The 16,326-nt window shown below is 72.0% G+C and carries 15 protein-coding genes; 3 read left to right on the forward strand and 12 right to left on the reverse strand.

Annotated features, from left to right (window positions below):
- Positions 1 to 62: 62 nt before the first annotated feature.
- The 12 genes from moeZ to ACWIF2_RS36540 all read right to left on the reverse strand — a co-directional run bounded on the left by moeZ (position 63) and on the right by ACWIF2_RS36540 (position 14,660).
- Positions 63 to 1,241, reverse strand: a complete 1,179-nt coding sequence (gene moeZ, locus ACWIF2_RS36485; protein ID WP_454365437.1) for an adenylyltransferase/sulfurtransferase MoeZ — start codon at positions 1,239 to 1,241, stop codon at positions 63 to 65.
- A 63-nt stretch (positions 1,242 to 1,304) separates the two neighbouring features.
- Positions 1,305 to 2,063: a spherulation-specific family 4 protein gene (locus tag ACWIF2_RS36490; protein ID WP_454365439.1), complete on the reverse strand. Its 759-nt coding sequence runs from the start codon at positions 2,061 to 2,063 to the stop codon at positions 1,305 to 1,307.
- Positions 2,051 to 3,010, reverse strand: a complete 960-nt coding sequence (locus tag ACWIF2_RS36495) for an NAD-dependent epimerase/dehydratase family protein (protein WP_215118651.1) — start codon at positions 3,008 to 3,010, stop codon at positions 2,051 to 2,053. The genes ACWIF2_RS36490 and ACWIF2_RS36495 overlap by 13 nt, the downstream gene beginning before the upstream one ends.
- 282 nt (positions 3,011 to 3,292) lie before the next feature.
- Positions 3,293 to 4,489: a hypothetical protein gene (locus tag ACWIF2_RS36500; protein WP_454365441.1), complete on the reverse strand. Its 1,197-nt coding sequence runs from the start codon at positions 4,487 to 4,489 to the stop codon at positions 3,293 to 3,295.
- Complete coding sequence (locus ACWIF2_RS36505) at positions 4,486 to 6,180, reverse strand: DUF3492 domain-containing protein (protein ID WP_454365443.1); 1,695 nt, start codon at positions 6,178 to 6,180, stop codon at positions 4,486 to 4,488. Before ACWIF2_RS36505 ends, ACWIF2_RS36500 begins: the two co-directional genes overlap by 4 nt.
- 189 nt (positions 6,181 to 6,369) lie before the next feature.
- The gene (locus tag ACWIF2_RS36510) at positions 6,370 to 7,962 is read right to left on the reverse strand and encodes a dipeptide ABC transporter ATP-binding protein (RefSeq protein ID WP_454365445.1); all 1,593 of its coding nucleotides are present in this window, start codon (positions 7,960 to 7,962) and stop codon (positions 6,370 to 6,372) included.
- The gene (locus ACWIF2_RS36515) at positions 7,959 to 8,957 is read right to left on the reverse strand and encodes an ABC transporter permease (protein ID WP_454365447.1); all 999 of its coding nucleotides are present in this window, start codon (positions 8,955 to 8,957) and stop codon (positions 7,959 to 7,961) included. Before ACWIF2_RS36515 ends, ACWIF2_RS36510 begins: the two co-directional genes overlap by 4 nt.
- Positions 8,954 to 10,048, reverse strand: coding sequence for an ABC transporter permease (locus ACWIF2_RS36520; protein WP_454365448.1), 1,095 nt, complete (start codon positions 10,046 to 10,048; stop codon positions 8,954 to 8,956). Before ACWIF2_RS36520 ends, ACWIF2_RS36515 begins: the two co-directional genes overlap by 4 nt.
- A gap of 4 nt (positions 10,049 to 10,052) precedes the next feature.
- The gene (locus tag ACWIF2_RS36525) at positions 10,053 to 11,771 is read right to left on the reverse strand and encodes an ABC transporter substrate-binding protein (RefSeq protein ID WP_454365450.1); all 1,719 of its coding nucleotides are present in this window, start codon (positions 11,769 to 11,771) and stop codon (positions 10,053 to 10,055) included.
- Between the two features lie 188 nt (positions 11,772 to 11,959).
- On the reverse strand, positions 11,960 to 12,052 hold the full coding sequence (locus ACWIF2_RS36530; RefSeq protein WP_310851085.1) for an Ms4533A family Cys-rich leader peptide: 93 nt from the start codon (positions 12,050 to 12,052) through the stop codon (positions 11,960 to 11,962).
- A 68-nt stretch (positions 12,053 to 12,120) separates the two neighbouring features.
- Entirely contained in the window at positions 12,121 to 13,620 is a 1,500-nt protein-coding gene (locus tag ACWIF2_RS36535; RefSeq protein ID WP_454365451.1) for a DUF3152 domain-containing protein, read from the reverse strand.
- An 8-nt stretch (positions 13,621 to 13,628) separates the two neighbouring features.
- Positions 13,629 to 14,660 carry an alpha/beta fold hydrolase gene (locus ACWIF2_RS36540; RefSeq protein WP_454365452.1) on the reverse strand — a complete coding sequence of 344 codons (1,032 nt, stop codon included), beginning with the start codon at positions 14,658 to 14,660 and terminating at the stop codon, positions 13,629 to 13,631.
- 206 nt (positions 14,661 to 14,866) lie between these two features.
- Here ACWIF2_RS36540 and ACWIF2_RS36545 point away from each other — a divergent pair, with 206 nt between their 5' ends.
- The 3 genes from ACWIF2_RS36545 (at position 14,867) to ACWIF2_RS36555 (ending at position 16,301) form a co-directional block, all read left to right on the forward strand.
- On the forward strand, positions 14,867 to 15,091 hold the full coding sequence (locus ACWIF2_RS36545) for a hypothetical protein (RefSeq protein ID WP_454365453.1): 225 nt from the start codon (positions 14,867 to 14,869) through the stop codon (positions 15,089 to 15,091).
- A 206-nt stretch (positions 15,092 to 15,297) separates the two neighbouring features.
- Positions 15,298 to 15,939 (forward strand): TetR/AcrR family transcriptional regulator, encoded by a 642-nt coding sequence (locus ACWIF2_RS36550; RefSeq protein ID WP_382595810.1) that lies wholly within the window; start codon positions 15,298 to 15,300, stop codon positions 15,937 to 15,939.
- 134 nt (positions 15,940 to 16,073) lie between these two features.
- Positions 16,074 to 16,301 (forward strand): DUF3107 domain-containing protein, encoded by a 228-nt coding sequence (locus tag ACWIF2_RS36555; RefSeq protein ID WP_189723087.1) that lies wholly within the window; start codon positions 16,074 to 16,076, stop codon positions 16,299 to 16,301.
- Positions 16,302 to 16,326: the final 25 nt, after the last annotated feature.

Here is a 16,326-nt window from a genome sequence, read left to right on the forward strand (position 1 = left end):
GGGCTTCGCGCACCCGTGGTGCCCGAAGCCCCCGCCGCTCGGGAAGGGAAGCCGGATACGGCTCAGTAGACCGGCTTGTCCGGCTCGATCTGGTTGACCCAGCCGATCACGCCGCCGCCGACGTGGACCGCGTCCGAGAAGCCCGCGGACTTCAGGACCGCGAGGACTTCCGCACTGCGGACACCCGTCTTGCAGTGCAGGACGATCTTCTTGTCCAGGGGCAGGCTCTCCAGGGCGGTGCCCATGAGGAACTCGTTCTTCGGGATCAGCCGGGCGCCCGGGATGGAGACGATCTCGTACTCGTTCGGCTCGCGGACGTCGATGATGTCGATGCCCTCGCCGTCGTCGATCCACTCCTTGAGCTGCTTGGGAGTGATCGTGGAGTCGGCGGCCGCCGCCTGGGCCTCCTCGGACACGACGCCGCAGAAGGCCTCGTAGTCGATGAGCTCGGTGACGGTCGGGTTCTCGCCGCAGACCGCGCAGTCCGGGTCCTTGCGGACCTTGACCTGGCGGTACTGCATCTCCAGGGCGTCGTAGATCATCAGCCGGCCCACCAGCGGGTCGCCGATGCCGGCGAGCAGCTTGATGGCCTCGTTGACCTGGATGGAGCCGATGGACGCGCACAGCACACCCAGGACGCCGCCCTCGGCGCAGGAGGGGACCATGCCGGGGGGCGGGGGCTCCGGGTAGAGGCAGCGGTAGCAGGGGCCGTGCTCGGACCAGAAGACGGAGGCCTGACCGTCGAAGCGGTAGATCGAGCCCCAGACGTACGGCTTGTTCAGCAGCACGCAGGCGTCGTTGACCAGGTAGCGGGTCGCGAAGTTGTCCGTGCCGTCGACGATCAGGTCGTACTGGCTGAAGATGTCCATCACGTTGTCGGCCTCGAGCCGCTCCTCGTGAAGGATCACGTTCACGTACGGGTTGATGCCGAGGACGGAGTCACGGGCGGACTCGGCCTTGGGGCGGCCGATGTCGGCCTGGCTGTGGATGATCTGGCGCTGCAGATTCGACTCGTCGACCTCGTCGAACTCCACGATGCCGAGGGTGCCGACGCCCGCGGCGGCCAGGTACATCAGCGCCGGCGAGCCCAGGCCGCCGGCGCCCACACACAGCACCTTGGCGTTCTTCAGCCGCTTCTGCCCGTCCATCCCGACGTCGGGGATGATCAGGTGGCGGGAGTACCTGCGGACCTCGTCTACGGTGAGCTCGGAAGCCGGCTCGACCAGGGGTGGCAGCGACACGGGGACTCCGTTGGTCGGTCAATCACTACGGTTGTTCTCCCCGTAACAGTGCCATGTGCTTTTTCATTCCGAGACACCCGTTCCGACACGCGAGACGATTTCGTCCCAGTAGCCGGGCATGGCCTCCCAGGGATCGGTGGGTCCGCCGCAGTCGGTGCGGTCCGTGCGGTCGGTGAAGTAGATCGTCGCGGCACCCTGCCAGCGGGCGATGCCCAGCGCCTCCCCCAGCTGGGGCCGGGGCACGCCGTGGACGAAGTGGCAGAAGCGCTCGGGCGAGTGGTCGGCGGTCCACTCGGCCACCTGCGACCAGCGGTAGTCGCTCCACGGGCCGGAGAAGGTGACCAGCTGGTCGGCGAGTTCGACGTACCCCGGGTGCGGGTGGATGCCGTGGCCGAGGACGATGTGGGCTTCGGCGCGGATCACACGGAGCGTGGCGACCGTACGCCGTACCTCGGGCAGCCCGACGTGGTCCGCCGGGCAGCGCTCCAGGAGGAAGCCGTCGACCTGGTACCAGTCGACGAACCGGTGGGCGTCCGAGATCAGCTCTCCGAAGTTCCGGGTGCTGTACCGGGTGTCGAGGTGGCCCAGGACCCGGATGCCGGCGTTGCGCAGGCGGCCGGCCGCCTCCAGGCAGTGCGGGTCGGGGCGGGCGCCGGGGCCGTCGGCGACGTTGAGGACGACCCAGTGCAGCGGGGTGCCGGGGCGGGTGAGTTCGCCCCACTCGGTGGGGGCGAGGAGGGGGTGGGCGTAGCCGGGGACGGCGACGCCGGGGCGGAGTTCCGTGCCGGAGGTGCGTGGTCGTGTGCTGGTCAGATGCGGCATGCCGCCTCCATCCAGATGTCCGCGAGGGACTCCTCGAGGCCGATCCGGGGGCGCCAGCCGAGCCGGTCGCGGGCGGTGCGCACGTCGGCCTGCTGCCAGCTGCCGCAGCCGTCGGGGTACGGGTACGCGACCTGGGGGGCGTGGTCCGAGTCCGGGCGGGGGTGGCCGATGGCCGGGCGAAGCGCGCCGGGAGGCCCGTCGAGTTCATGGAGGGCGCCGCCGTATCCGGCCACGCGGGCGAGGACCGCGGCGGCGTCGCGCAGGCGCACGGCGCGGCCGGAGCCGATGTTGATGACGCCCTGCGCGGCGGAGAGCGAGGCGGCGTGGACGGCGCGGGCCACGTCGCGGACGTCGACGAAATCGCGCTGCGCGCCCAGGCCGCCGAGTTTCAGCTCGCCGTCGCCGGACTGCATGGCGCGGCGCATGGCCTCGGCGAGACGCCCGAGCGGGGAGCCGGCGGGGGTGCCGGGTCCGGCCGGTGAGAAGACGCGCAGGACGACGGCGTCCAGGCCGGAGCCGAGGACCAGTTCGGTGGCGGCGAGTTTGCTGACGCCGTACGGGCCGCCGGGCCGGGGGACGGCGTCCTCGGCCGTGGAGGAGCCGGGCTGGCTGGGGCCGTACTCCGCGCTGCAGCCGATCTGCACCAGACGGGCGCCGCAGCCGCTGCGGCGCAGGGCTTCGCAGACGGTGGCCACGGCGACGGTGTTGTGGCGGGTGAGTTCGCGGGCACCGCCCCTGGTGGCGCCCGCGCAGTTGACGACGACGCCCGGGTGGACCGCGTCGAGGAAGCGGGTGAGGGCACCGGGGCTGCCGGAAGCGAGGTCGAAGCGGACGTCGGCGTCGTCGCCGCGGCCGAGGGCGGTGAGCTGCACGGCCGGGTCGGCGAGCAGGCGGTCGGCGACGAAGCGCCCGATGTAGCCGTTGGCTCCGATCAGCAGGACTCTCATCGCGCGGCTCCCGGGGCGGCTGGGACTCCTGGGTGGGTGGTCATCGGGGTTCTCCTTGGTGCGGGGCGGACGGGACGGGGCGGGTGCCTCCGGCGGTGGGCCGGTGTCTGCGGCTGCGGAGTGACGGCTCGTCGGGCGGTGGCGGCTCTTCGGGCGGCAGCGGCTCTTGGGGGAGTCGCCGGCCCGGGAATCACTCGCCGGGAATCAGTCGCCGACGGCTTCGAGGGCCGGGATCGCCGGTGGCTCGAGGCGGGTTCGGGCGGGTCCTGGCTCCCGCGGCGGTCATGGTGAGGGGGCCGGGGGTGCGTGGGCCGAGGCCCTGGTCAGCTTGCGCGTCGCGTGGACGAGGAGGGCCAGGGCCGCCGCTCCGCAGGCGAGGGTGGGGACGCTGCCGGCGCCCCAGAGGGCGACGAGGGTCTCCACGGGGGTGCCCAGGAAGCCGAGACCGGGGAGGCGGGCGATGAAGACCGTGGCGAGGGCGGCTGCCTGGACCGTGGCCGTCGCGGTGAGGACCACGGCCGGGGCGTAGGCGAACCCGTGGGTGGCGAGGAGGCGGGCGATGAAGAGGAGGGCGCCCAGGGCGAGGGCCTCCGCGTAGCCAGCGGGCTCGTCGAGGACTGCCGCGCACAGGGCGAGCAGGGCCGCCAGCGCGCCGAGGAAGAGGACGACCGTGCCGAGCAGGAGCGGTCGTACGGCGGCGGCGAAGTCCTCGAGGCCGCGGCTTGCCGCGAGCCTGCGGCGGCCGCGTGCGATGAAGAGGTGGGCGGTCCAGGCCGCGGGCGCGCACGCCAGGGCGAGGGCCAGGACGGGGACGGCGGTGAGGGGCCAGGGGCCGTCTGCCGCACCGGTGGGCAGACCGTCGGGGCCGCCGGTGACGGCGCTCTGGAGCAGGCCGTTGCCCAGGAGGGAGTAGCCGATGAGCCAGGAGAACCAGAGGGTGCCTCCGCCGGGGCCGGTGTGGTCGGTCCGGCTCAGGGGGCCTCGGCGAAGGGCGGCGCGGAGGGCCAGGCCCACGGCGAGGATGCCCGCTGCCGTGGCGAACAGGCGCGAGCGGCCGTGGGTGAGGTGCGCGGCGGCCAGGGTGGCGGCGCACAGCGCGCCCGGCAGGAGCGTCAGGAGAACCCAGTCCGCACGCGCCCGGGGGGCGGCGGGCGCCGGGGGCTCGGGGGCGTCCCCGTCCCGGGTGACTCGGGCGTACATCTCCTCCGCGAGGGAGAAGACGTCCCGGTGGCGGAAGCGGGCCGCGGTCCGCTCGGTGATGCCGTGGGCTTCCAGTCCCGCCGCGATCTCGAGGGGGTCCACCGCGCGTTCGCAGAGTTCCCGGTGGCGGTGCATCAGTGCCTTCACGGGGTCGGCGCCGCGACGCGGGGAGGGCGGCTCGCGGTCGGCGGCCGGCTTCTGTTTCCCGGGGTGTTCGCGGTCGGCGGCCGGTTCCGGGGCCGGCGTTCCAGGACGGTCCAGTTCGCCCAAGTCGTTCATCGCGCTCTCTCCGGGGCGGGGACGGAAGTGGTGGCTCGTACGGGGCTGTCTCCGGCCCAGCCGGGGGCGCCGCGGGCGGCGAGGCCGGGTGCCGGGGCGGCCCAGCGAACCGGGACACGGGCCTCGGCGGGCACCGCGAAGGGCAGTGGCTCCCCCGCCGCGTCGAGGACGTCACGGCGGACGGGAGCGCGCGAGACGATCTCCAGGTAAATGCTGTGAAATGCCTCGATGTTCTGCTCGACCGTGAACAGTTCGAGAGCTCGGGCCCGGGCGGCGGCGCCCAGGCGCTCACGGCGCTCCGGGTCGCGCAGCAGCGCGACGCACGCCTCGGCGAGCGCCCGCGGATTGCGCGGGGGCACGACCAGCCCCGTGCCGCCGATGACCTCCACGACCGCGCCGACGTCCGTCGACACCGTCGCGCGTCCGCAGAGCATGGCCTCGGCAAGGCCGACCGGGAAGCCCTCGACGACGCTGGACAGCACGGTCACGGCTCCCGAGGCGTAGGCGTCGGCGAGGGCCGGGAGTTCCGGCCCGCCGACCTCCTCGAACGACACCGGGTTGTGACCGGCGGCGTGCGGACCCTCGGCCTCGTCGGGGAAGAGATGGGCGGCCAGCGCCCTGCAGTGGGCGAGATAGGCCGCGCCCTCGGTGCCGGCGGGGGCGCCGACGATCCGCAGGCGCGTCTTCGGCTCCTGCTTGCGGATCTCGGCGAAGGCGTGCAGCAGCGAGACCAGGTCCTTGGCGGGCTCGACGCGGCCGACCCAGACGAGCGCGTCCGGGTCGGCGCATTCCACGGACTCGCCCACCTCCGCGTAGGGCCGGGCGTCCATGCCGGGGTAGACCGTGCGGAGCTTCTCGCGGTCGGCACCGCAGCGCTCCTGCCAGCGGCGGGCGTGTGTGTTGCCGGCGGTGACGACCTCGGCCTGGCCGTAGGCCTCGGCGGCGAGTCTGCCGTGGAAGGCCGCCAGCAGGGACCGTACGGCGGGTGGGGCGTCGGGGGCGGTGAGGTAGTGCGTCCGCAGGCGCACGCCGTACTCGGTCACCAGCAGGGGGACGCCGGTGAAGTGGCGGGCCAGCAGGCCCGGCAGGGCGGCCGGGCCGCCGGACGCCGCGTGGCAGAGGTCGACCGCACCCAGTCCGTCGTCCTCGTACCAGTCGAGCGAGAGGGGGCGCAGCGCCCGTTCGAGGTGCGCGGCCACGGCGAGCAGATCCGGGACTCTGGCCTCACGCGCGGCGCGGTGGGCGCCCGGCGCACGACAGGCGCGTTCCAGCGCGCGTACGGCGGCCTCGGAGCGGAGCGCTCCGGCGAGGCCGCCCTCCTCGCGGGCGAGTTCGGCGAGGCCGTACAGAGCGTTGCCGAAACGGTCCGCCTCAGGGGTCGACGTCCCACCCTCGGACGACGCGCCGCACAGCACGGCGGCCAGTTCGCCGAAGCACTCGGTGAACCTCCGGCGTGCGCGGCGGCCCAGGATCACCCCGTCGTCCTCGGCCATCCACAGCGATGCGGTGCGCACCCTGCGGACGTTCGGCGACAGCGGGGTCCAGCCCTCGTCCTCCTGGTGTTCACTGCGGCTGAGCGCGTAGACGTCGAACTCGTGCTGTGCGAGCCCGCGCACCAGCCGGTCGCACCAGAGCCTGGCGTCACCGCTCACATACGGATAGCCACCCTCGGTAAGCAGTCCGATGCGCACGTGTGCACCCCCGATCTCCCGTATGGGGAGCCGCCGTTGCCCGGCGGCTCGCAGCGGGACGAACGTATGCGGTCAAGGCGGTGGTACGACGGACGGTTGTCCGTCGCACCACCAAAAGGGGTGAACGGTCGTAACTTTCCCGTGCGGGTCGCGTTCCGTCGCGCTAGGAGATCAAGCGGACATGGATCGTCATGCCGCGGTCAACTCCCGTCGCTCCGCCCGGCGTCGCGCGGCGGCCTCCGGGTCGAGCGCCGGTACGGCGGCCAGCAGCTGCCTGGTGTAAGGCTCTTGTGGCGCCCCGTACACCTCGGCGACGGGCCCTTCCTCCAGGATCCCGCCCTTCCGCATCACCGCGACCCGGTCGCTGACCTGGCGTACGACGGCCAGGTCGTGCGCGATGAAGACCAGCGCGAGCCCGAGTTCGCGCTGCAACTCCCCCAGCAGCTCGACCACATGCGCCTGGGTGGTGACGTCGAGGGCCGAGACCGGCTCGTCGCAGACGATGACGCGCGGGTCGGCCGCGAGCGCCCGCGCGATCCCGATGCGCTGGCGCTGGCCGCCGCTGAACTCGTGCGGGTAGCGGTCGTAGTGCGCCGCTTCGAGCCCCACGCGCTCCAGCAGCTCCGCCACGCGCTCCCGGATGCGCCCCTCCTCGGACCCGCCGCGCGCGCGGAGCGGATCGGCGATGGACTCGCCCACGCTGCGGCGGGGGTTGAGGGAGGAGACCGGGTCCTGGAAGACCATCTGCACGGCCGGGTTCACCCCGGTGTGCGCGCGGCCCTCGAACCTCAGCGATCCCGCCGTCGGTTCCAGCAGCCCGACGAGCATGCGCCCCAGGGTCGTCTTCCCGCTGCCGCTCTCGCCCACGATGCCGAGCGTCTCACCGCGCCGCAGGGTCAGCGACACATCGTCCACGGCCGTGAACGCCCGTTTCCCGCGCCCGAACACGCGCCTGAGGCCGGTCGCCTCCAGCACGATCTCCTCGGGCGCCGGGGAGGCCTTCCGGGGCGCGTCCAGCCGTGGCACCGCGGCCAGCAGTTCCCGGGTGTACGGCTGGGCCGGCGCGCCCAGTACGCCCGACACCGGGCCGTGCTCGACCGCCCGCCCGTGCCGCATCACCAGCACCTCGTCGACGCTCTCGGCGGCGACGCCCACGTCGTGGGTGACGAGCAGCAGGCCCATGCCGGTCTCCTCGCGCAGCGTGTGCAGCAGGTCGAGGACCTGGGCCTGGACGGTGACGTCGAGGGCGGTGGTCGGCTCGTCGGCGATCAGCAGGCGGGGCTCGCACGCGAGCGCCATGGCGATCAGGGCGCGCTGGCGCATCCCGCCGCTGAACTCGTGCGGCCGGGAGCGGGATCGCCGAGCCGCGTCCGGGATGCCCACCCGGTCCAGGACGTCGACGGCACGCGCGCGTGCCGCCCGCCGGGACACGCGCGCGTGGGCGCGGTACACCTCGGCGATCTGGTCACCGATCGCGAAGTACGGGTCGAGGGAGGACAGCGGGTCCTGGAACACCATCGCGGCCTGGCCGCCACGCAGCCGCCGCAGCTCCTCGTCGGAGGCCGTCTGCACGTCGGTGCCGGCCACCTCGACCGAGCCCCCGACCCGCGCTCCCGTGCCGCGGTGCAGGCCCAGCAGGGCGGACGCCACGGTCGACTTGCCGGAGCCGGACTCGCCGACGAGGGCCAGGGCGGCGCCCTGTTCCAGGCGGAAGGAGAGTCCGTCGACGGCACGCAGCTCGCCGAAGTCCACGCTCAGGCCGTTCACGTCGACCAGGCTCATGTCAGTACCACCCGTCGGTCGGCCACCGCGTACAGCACATCGGCGACGGCATTGGCGAGGACCACGAAGAAGCCGGTCACCAGGACCATGCCGACGACCACCGGCAGGTCGACGACGCGCACCGCCCCCACCAGCGCCTGTCCGATGCCGGGCAGCCCGAAGAGCGTCTCGGTGAGGACGGCACCGCCGAAGAGCACCCCGAGGTTGTTGGCGTTCACGGCGATGAGCGGTGCCACCGCCCCGCGCAGCGCGTGCCGCCCGATGATGGCCCGCTCCCCGATGCCGTACGCGCGGAAGGTCCGCACATGGTCCTCGGCGAGGGTCTCCAGCATCGCGGCCCGGGTCAGCCGGGCATAGGTGGCCGACTCGATCAGCGCGAGCGACAGCCAGGGCAGCAGCAGGTTCCAGGCCCACTGCTCGGGATCGTCGGTGAAGGGGACGTACTGCGGGAACGGCAGCAGTTGCAGCTGTCCGCAGACGACGATCATCAGGACCAGGCCGATGACGAAGACGGGCGTGGCCGTGCCGACCAGCGTGAGGCCGGTCAGCAGCCGCTCCGTGAGCCGGCCGCGCCGCCACACCGACAGCACGCCGGTGCCGATGCCGATGATCAGCCACAGCACCATCGCGCCGAGCGCGAGCGAGCCGGTGACCGGCAGCTTCGCCAGGATCAGGTCCGTGACCGGCTGGTCGCTCTGGTACGACAGGCCGAGGCAGGGCGCCGGGCAGTGCTGCACGGACGTACCGGTCGAGAAGTCCTGGCCGGCGACGAGGCCCGACAGGAAGTGCCAGTACCGCACGTACAGCGGGTCGTCGAGCCTCAGCTGCTGGGCGACCTGGTGGACCTGTTCCGGTGAGCAGCGCGGGCCGCAGGTGATCTGGGCGACGTTGCCGGGCGTGGCGTAGAAGACGACGTAGATGATCACGGAGAGAGCGAAGAGGGTGACCAGGGCGCCGAGCAGGCGGCGCAGCACGAAACCACCGAAGCCGCTCATACCGCACCTCCGCCCTCGGCCGCCTTGGCCTCTCCCTTGGTCTCGTTGGCCTCTCCCTTGACCGGCTTGGCCTCTCCCTTGGCCGCCTTGGCCTCTCCCCTGGCCGCCTTGGCCTCCCGCTTCCGTCCCGTCCCGATACGCAGCCGTGAGGCCGCACGCGGGTCGAGCGCGGTGCGCACCCCGTCGCCGAGGACGGTCAGGGCCAGCACCGTCACGAACAGCGCGCCCGCGGGCAGCAGCAGGTACTGCGGGGCCGCCTGGTACCAGACGTCGGCCGCGGTGAGCATCTGCCCCCAGGACGGCGTCGGCGGGTTCACGCCCACGCCGAGGAAGGACAGTGCCGCCTCGACGGTGATGTTCTGCGGGATGAGCAGCGCCGAGTACGTGATGACGGGTGCCGCGAGGCCCGGCAGCAGTTCGCGGCGTGCGATCCGCGCGCTGCCCCAGCCGCTGAGCCGTGCCGCGGAGACGTAGTCGAGCTGCTTGAGGGTGAGCGTCTGCGCGCGCACCATCTTGGCCAGCGTGCCCCAGCCGGAGACCAGCCCCACGACGAGGGCGACCAGGACGGGACGCGGGAAGCTCGTGGGCACGATGGCGAGCAGGGCCAGCGCGATGACCATCAGGGGCATGGACACGAAGATGTCGGCGATCCGGGTGACGGCGAGGTCCACCCAGCGGTTGCCGAGCCCCGCGATCACGCCGAGCACGACGCCGAGCAGCACCTGCACCACCGTCGCCGCCAGCGCCACGCCCAGCGACACACGGGCGCCGTACGTCAGCCGGGCGAACAGGTCGCGTCCGGTCTGCGGTTCGACGCCGAGCCAGTGGTCGGCGCTCATTCCCCCGAACGACCCGATGGGCACGCCTCCGCGCGCGGAGTCGACGAGCGACGGGTGGTAGGTGGTCGGGTCCTGCCCCTCGATCGCCGTGAGCAGGGGCGCGGCCAGCGCGATCAGGACGAGCAGCGCGACGACGGCCGCCGCGACGAGGGCGGCGCGCTGCGTGCGCAGCCGCCGCCAGAACTGACGGGCCCCCGAGGCCCCCGGAGCGGTCACTCCGGGAGCCTCGACGGCGAGAACTGCCTCGCTCACGGCGCTACTTCACCGCGACCTGGGAGATGTCCAGCACACCGGTCCAGTCGCTGATCACGATGTTCTTGACGTCCTTGCCGTACAGGCGCTTGTAGACGGGGTGGAACAGCGGGACGGTCAGGGCCTTCTCGCCGATCTTCTTGTCCAGCGCGCCCCACCTCTTGGCGGCCTGGTCAAGATCCGTCAACTTGTTGATCGCGTCAATCTCGGCATTGACCGACTTGTCGTTCAGCAGGCCCGTGTTGAAGTTCGCGCCGTCCTTGACGATCTGCCGGCCGTCGAAGATCGGGGCGAGGAACGGACCGCCGGAGGGCCAGTCGGCACCCCAGTGGGCGAGGAAGAAGCCCGGCTCGGTCTTCACGTTGTGGATCTTGTCGGAGTAGTCGTTCTCCTCCAGGCCCTGCAGCTTGACCGTGATGCCGGCCTTCTTGAGCGCGTCCTGGATGGCGGTCGCGATCTCCGGGCTGGTCTCGAAGTCCTTGGCGTTGGAGTGCGTCAGCGTGACGGTGAGCCCGTTCGGGTGGCCGGCCTCCTTCAGCAGCTCCTCGGCCTTCTGCGGGTCACCGCTCTTCCCCGCCGGGAACAGGTCGTACGGCGTGTACCCGAAGGACTTCTGGTCGGGCAGGAAGGTGGTCGCGGGCTCGGCGAGCGCCGAACCGCCGGCGGCGTTGACCACGGACGACCGGTCGAGGGCGTACGAGATCGCCTGCCGCACCTTGGGGTTGTCGAACGGCTTGATGGTCGGGTTGAACGCGATGTAGTTGGTGTAGCCGAAGTGTCCGGTGCCGACGCGGGAGGCGAGGTCCTTGTCGCCGGAGACCTTGGCCAGCTCGGCCGGGCCGAGGTTGGTGTCCGTGGTGACCGCGGCGGCGTCCGCTCCCTGGGACGCGGACAGCCGCTGGTTGATCACGGACGAGTCGAGCCCGGACCGTACGTCGATCTTGTCCGGGTAGGCCTTGCGTTCGGCGTCGGTCGAGGCGGACCAGTGGGTGTTGCGCTCCAGGGTCAGCCGCTCACCGTCGTTCTCGTTCCGCACGACCTTGTACGGTCCGGACGAGACCGGGTGCTCCTCGTACTTCGTGCCCGTGTCCTTGCTCTTCGGGACGGGCGTGAACTGTGTCTGCGTGGCCAGGTACGGGAACTCGCCCTCGGGCTTGTTCAGATGGAAGACGATGGTCCGCTCGTCGGGCGTCTCGATCGCGTCGAGGCCCTTCTTGTCCTTGTACGGGCCTTGGTAGTCGGCGGCCCCGACCAGCCAGTCCCGCAGGTAGGGGGCGCCGCCCGACAGCTCGGGGGCGAAGGAGCGCTCGATGCCGTACTTGATGTCGGCCGAGGTGATCGGGGTGCCGTCCTCGTACTTGAGGCCCTTCTTGAGGGTGTACGTCCACACCGTCGCTTCCTTGCTGGGGCGCCCGGTGTCGGTGGCGAGGTCGGGGACGACCTCGGTACCGGCGGCGCCGTCCTCGCGGTTGCGGGTGGTGAGCGTACGGAAGACCAGGGACGGGACGTTGCCGCCGCCGGAGGTGTACAGGCGGGCCGGGTCGAAGTCCTGCTGGGCGTTGGCGTTCAGGACCGTGAGGGTGCCGCCCTTGTGGGGCGTGGAGTCACCGCCGGCGCTCTTGGCATCGTTGTCCTCAGGCCCGCAGGCGACGGCGCCCGCTGCCAGGACCAGGCTGACGGATGCCGCGGCCACGCGGCGCGCTGTGACGGACGGTTGGCGCATCGGAATGACGACCTCTCGATGATGTCTCGGATCGCGAGACGAGATGACGAAGGGTGAGACGAAAGGGAGCAGACGTCTGCCCGGCGCCGGGTCGTCGAAGAAACCGTGGCCGAAGAAGCCGTGGCCGAAGGAACCGCGACAAGGTCACGGAGAGCAAGGGTCTTCGCGACGCGCGCCTGGGGCGGGCGTCAGCAACAGTGAATGTCGGCCACGCAGAGCGGGGTCACGCCGATGAGCGCCAGCTCGATGGCGGCGCGAACGGAGGCGGGACGGGGCGACATGCGCAGAAATATGTACGACTTTTCTGCGCATGTCAACGCGCGGTGCGGGCCCGCCCCTGTGATGCCCGTCAATTCCCGGGGTAGGCCCAGGGGTTGGGACGGCAGCGAATGCCGTCATGGTCGAGGAACTTGGTCTGCTGCTGCATGACCGGGGCGAGTTCGCCGTCCTTGTCGCAGGTGACGTGGTTGTAGCCGAGGCGGTGCCCGACCTCGTGGTTGATCAGCATCTGCCGGTAGGCGTGGATCTTGTCGCCGTACGTGGGCGAGCCCTGCGCCCACCGGTAGGCGTTGATCATCACGCGTTCGGTCGCGGCCGAGTCGCAGGAGACGTTGTCCACCGTGGTGTCCAGACCCGACTTGGCGCACCATTCGGCGGTCGTGCCGGGGCTGGCGAGTGTGATCACGAAGTCGGGATTGCCTGAGTAGACGCGCTCGAAGGTGTGCGCTCCGTTGTGGGCCCAGCTGCGCTGGTCGTTGAGCGTCTTCTGCACGGCCTCGGCGAAGAGCTCGCCGTCCAGCCCGAGTCCCTGCTCCACGTCCACGCGGTAGGTGTGCTTCTGCCCCGTACCGGGCGCCTTCGCGATTCCGGGGACGGCGTCGAACCTGCCCGAGCCCTTGAACTTGGCGCCGAGCGGGTACGTCCTGGCCATCCCCTCGTCGTACGAGAGCGGCTTCGCGTCGGAATCCGGACCGGAGGTCTGCCTGCCCCCGTGGGGCGCGGGGTCCCGGGCGTCGCGCGCCTGGTCGGTGGCGGACTGCGACTGCACGCCGGCACCGCCCTGGTCGTCGGCGACCTGGCCGGCGACGACGACGGCCAGCACGGTGGTGACGGCGGCGGCCGCGATCCCGGTGAAGGTACGGCCCTTGCCGCCCTTGACCGGCGCGGGCGCGCCGGTGGGCTCCGCGTCGTCGTGGTCGTCGTCGCGGCCGAGGCCGTAGTCGCGGTCGTAGTCGCCGAAGGGGGTGTCGGCCGGAGTGCCCGCGTCCCAGTCCGTGACGGAGGCGTAGGCGTCCGCCGCGTGCGCGGAGGCGGCCGTACGGGGCGCGAAGACGTCATCCCCCTCACCGAAGGCCTCGAGGTACTCCTGCCGGGGCCCGGGCACGGACGCCCGCCGCTGCCGCGGCATGGGAGCGGTGCCCCGGCCGTTCTCCCTCAACTCACCCCAGCCGCCGCCGGGTTCCCGCTGCTCGGGGTGGCCGCCCCGGGCATGGGGGAAGCCGTGCGCGGGGGTGCCGTCGGGCAGCCGCGGAACGCCGCGCCCCGGGACACCGTCGGAACGCCATCCGTCCGGCAGGCGCGGCATCCCGTACGGCGGCGTGCCGGAACCCGGCGCGGGCCCGGAACCCGGTGCGGGCCGCGGCCCCGGCGTACGGCGCGGGCCTGCGCCCGGCGGCGGCCAGCCGCCCTGTCCGGCGCCGGGCGGTGCCGTCCGGCCTCCCCGGCCCGGGTCGGACACCTGGCCCTGCCCTGGTCTCTCTCCCTGCGATCCGGCCCGGTCGTCCCGTACTGCGGTCGCGTCCGCGGTGTCGCCCTTGGCGACCGCCCCGCGGCGGCTGTGGCGTCCCACGTCGCGCCTCAGCCCCCCATGCTCTCGTCGGTGCTTTCTCTGTCGACGGCGCCGCCCCGGGCCCGCTCCGCACGCCGCGTGCCCAACTCTCCGGAATCGGCGAGGAGTTCACGAAACGCCAGAGCGACCGTCTCCGGGTACTCCATCATGGCCACGTGCCCCGCGTCCGGCAACGTCACCAGCCGCGAGTCGCGAAAGGCCCGGGCCGCCTTCTGGGCCATGCGGAAGCCGACCAGTTGGTCACGGCCACCGTAGACGAGGAGGGTCGGCGCGAGAACGCGCTCGGCCTGGCGCCACAGCCCCTGCTGGCCGCCCAGCGTGTACGCGTTGACGATCCCGCGCGCGGACCGCGCCATAGCGTCCCAGAAGTACGGCAGCCGCAGCCGCCGCTCCATCTCCTGCACGGCGTTGCGGAAACCTTCCGGCGTCACCCGCCCCGGATCCCCGTAACACAGCGCCATCACGCCGCGTACCCGCTGCTCCGCCGTCCAGGCGCGGGTGAGACGGGTGAAGAGCAGGGCGACACCGGGCACCGCCAGCAGCCCTGTGGGCACGGCGGAGCGCTGCACGCGGATTTCCGGCAGGGCGGGCGACACGAGCGTGAGCGTACGGACGAGATCGGGCCGTACCGCGGCGACACGGGTGGTGATGGCGCCACCGAGCGAGTTCCCGAACAGGTGGACGGGACCGCGCCCGGAGGCGTCGAGGTAGCGGATGACCGCGCGCGCGTGCCCCGTGACGGAGTAGTCGCCGTCGTCCGGCGGCGGGGAGTCGCCGAAGCCCGGCAGGTCGACGGCCTCGCTGTCGACGAATTCCTCCAGCAGCGGCATCAGCGCCGACCAGTTCTGCGAGGAACCGCCGAGCCCGTGCACATAAAGCGCGGGCGGCAGCCCCTCGCGCGCGGGTGGCCGTGAGCGCACCGTCAGCGTGACCCCGGGCAGCTCGACCGACCTCAGCCGCTCGCCCTCCGCGACCCTGACGCCCCCCACCTTCGGCAGCACATTGGCGGGCGGCACGAACGGCAGCTCGGTCGAAGACATGCGGCAATGTTACGAGACGATCACGCGGGGGCTCATGTGTTCGCCGTCACAAGAATCGGACAGGAGCAGTTCAGGGGGTGCGCACGGCGTCACGCCCCGGACGCGGATCGCATAGCGTCCGGATCGGGTGTCTCCTAGGCTCGTACAGAGGGCACCCGCGTGTGGCCCCTGCATCCTCAGGGACGTTCGTAGGAAGGGAGCCCAGCATGGCCGTAGACCCCACCGACCCCGAGACATTCGAGGCCGAGGACGCGCCGGAGGCGCAGGAGTACGACGTCGAGGCCCCCGAGGTCGACGCGGCCGAGCAGCACGCGGACCTCGCGCCGGACCGCGACGACCCGCTGACCGGCGTCGAGCCGGACCGCGCCAACGAGGCCGACCTGGTGGAGCAGGCACGGGTCGTCTCACTCGACGAGGACGACTACCGGTGACGCTCCCCACCGGGAGCGGCAAGCAGCGCTGTTGAACAGGAAAGGGGCTGCATTTTGCCCGCTCTGCCCCTGTTTGAAACCTTCGCAACCGCTTTCGCGACCGTCCGGTCCGTGAAATTCTGCGCTCTCACCGCGCACACCACGGTTACCGAAAAGTACGATGGCGACGCGGCCAGATCCGCACGTGGACGACTATGGGAGGCGGCGTGACAGCCATCGAGCAGACAGAGGCGGTTCGCCCGCGGGGTACACGCCTGCCGCGCCGTGCCCGACGCAACCAGCTCCTGGGAGCCGCCCAGGAGGTCTTCGTGGCCCAGGGCTATCACGCGGCGGCGATGGACGACATCGCCGAGCGCGCGGGCGTCAGCAAGCCGGTGCTCTACCAGCACTTCCCGGGCAAGCTCGACCTCTATCTCGCACTGCTCGACCAGCACTGCGAGTCGCTCATCCAGGCCGTGCGCCACGCGCTCGCCTCGACGACGGACAACAAGCAGCGCGTCCGGGCGACGATGGACGCGTACTTCGCGTACGTCGAGGACGACGGCGGCGCCTTCCGCCTGGTCTTCGAGTCGGACCTGACGAACGAGCCCGCCGTGCGCGAGCGGGTCGACAAGGTCACCAACGAGTGCGCGGAAGCGATCTGCGACGTCATCGCCGAGGACACCGGCCTGTCGCGCGCGGAGTCGATGCTGCTCGCCTCGGGCCTCGGCGGCCTGGCCCAGGTCGTCGCGCGGTCCTGGCTGCACAGCGACCGCAGTGTGCCCCGCGACCAGGCGGTGCAGCTGCTCACCTCGCTGGCGTGGCGCGGCATCGCGGGCTTCCCGCTGCACGGGACCGACCACCACTGAGGGCGCTTTGTTCCCGCCCGATGTTCGCTCGTGGCGTTCTCGGGCGGGAACTGAAGGTCCCCTCGCCGGGCTAATGTGTGCTGCGTACGGCGCGGAAGGTCGCGCACATCACTGACCGTCGGAGGGACATAGCCGTGGAGGTCAAGATCGGCGTGCAGCACGCGCCCCGCGAGATCGTTCTGGAGAGCGGTCAGAGTCCCGAGGAGGTCGAGCGCGTTGTGGCCGAGGCACTGGCCGGAAAGTCGCAGCTGCTGAGCCTCGTGGACGAACACGGCCGCAAGATCCTGGTCCCGGCCGACCGTCTCGCGTACGTCGAGATCGGCGAGCCGGCCCCGCGCAAGGTGGGCTTCGGCGCGCTGTAGGCGCGTGAGTGGAGCGGGGCGGGAC

The organism is Streptomyces sp. NPDC055506, from assembly GCF_053643595.1.

Coding starts and splice junctions, on each gene's coding strand:
- ACWIF2_RS36490 (WP_454365439.1), bottom strand. CDS start 2,063: ATGCCGCATCTGACCAGCACACGACCACGCACCTCCGGCACGGAACTC.
- ACWIF2_RS36495 (WP_215118651.1), bottom strand. CDS start 3,010: ATGAGAGTCCTGCTGATCGGAGCCAACGGCTACATCGGGCGCTTCGTC.
- ACWIF2_RS36500 (WP_454365441.1), bottom strand. CDS start 4,489: ATGAACGACTTGGGCGAACTGGACCGTCCTGGAACGCCGGCCCCGGAA.
- ACWIF2_RS36510 (WP_454365445.1), bottom strand. CDS start 7,962: ATGAGCCTGGTCGACGTGAACGGCCTGAGCGTGGACTTCGGCGAGCTG.
- ACWIF2_RS36515 (WP_454365447.1), bottom strand. CDS start 8,957: ATGAGCGGCTTCGGTGGTTTCGTGCTGCGCCGCCTGCTCGGCGCCCTG.
- ACWIF2_RS36525 (WP_454365450.1), bottom strand. CDS start 11,771: ATGCGCCAACCGTCCGTCACAGCGCGCCGCGTGGCCGCGGCATCCGTC.
- ACWIF2_RS36530 (WP_310851085.1), bottom strand. CDS start 12,052: ATGTCGCCCCGTCCCGCCTCCGTTCGCGCCGCCATCGAGCTGGCGCTC.
- ACWIF2_RS36540 (WP_454365452.1), bottom strand. CDS start 14,660: ATGTCTTCGACCGAGCTGCCGTTCGTGCCGCCCGCCAATGTGCTGCCG.
- ACWIF2_RS36545 (WP_454365453.1), top strand. CDS start 14,867: ATGGCCGTAGACCCCACCGACCCCGAGACATTCGAGGCCGAGGACGCG.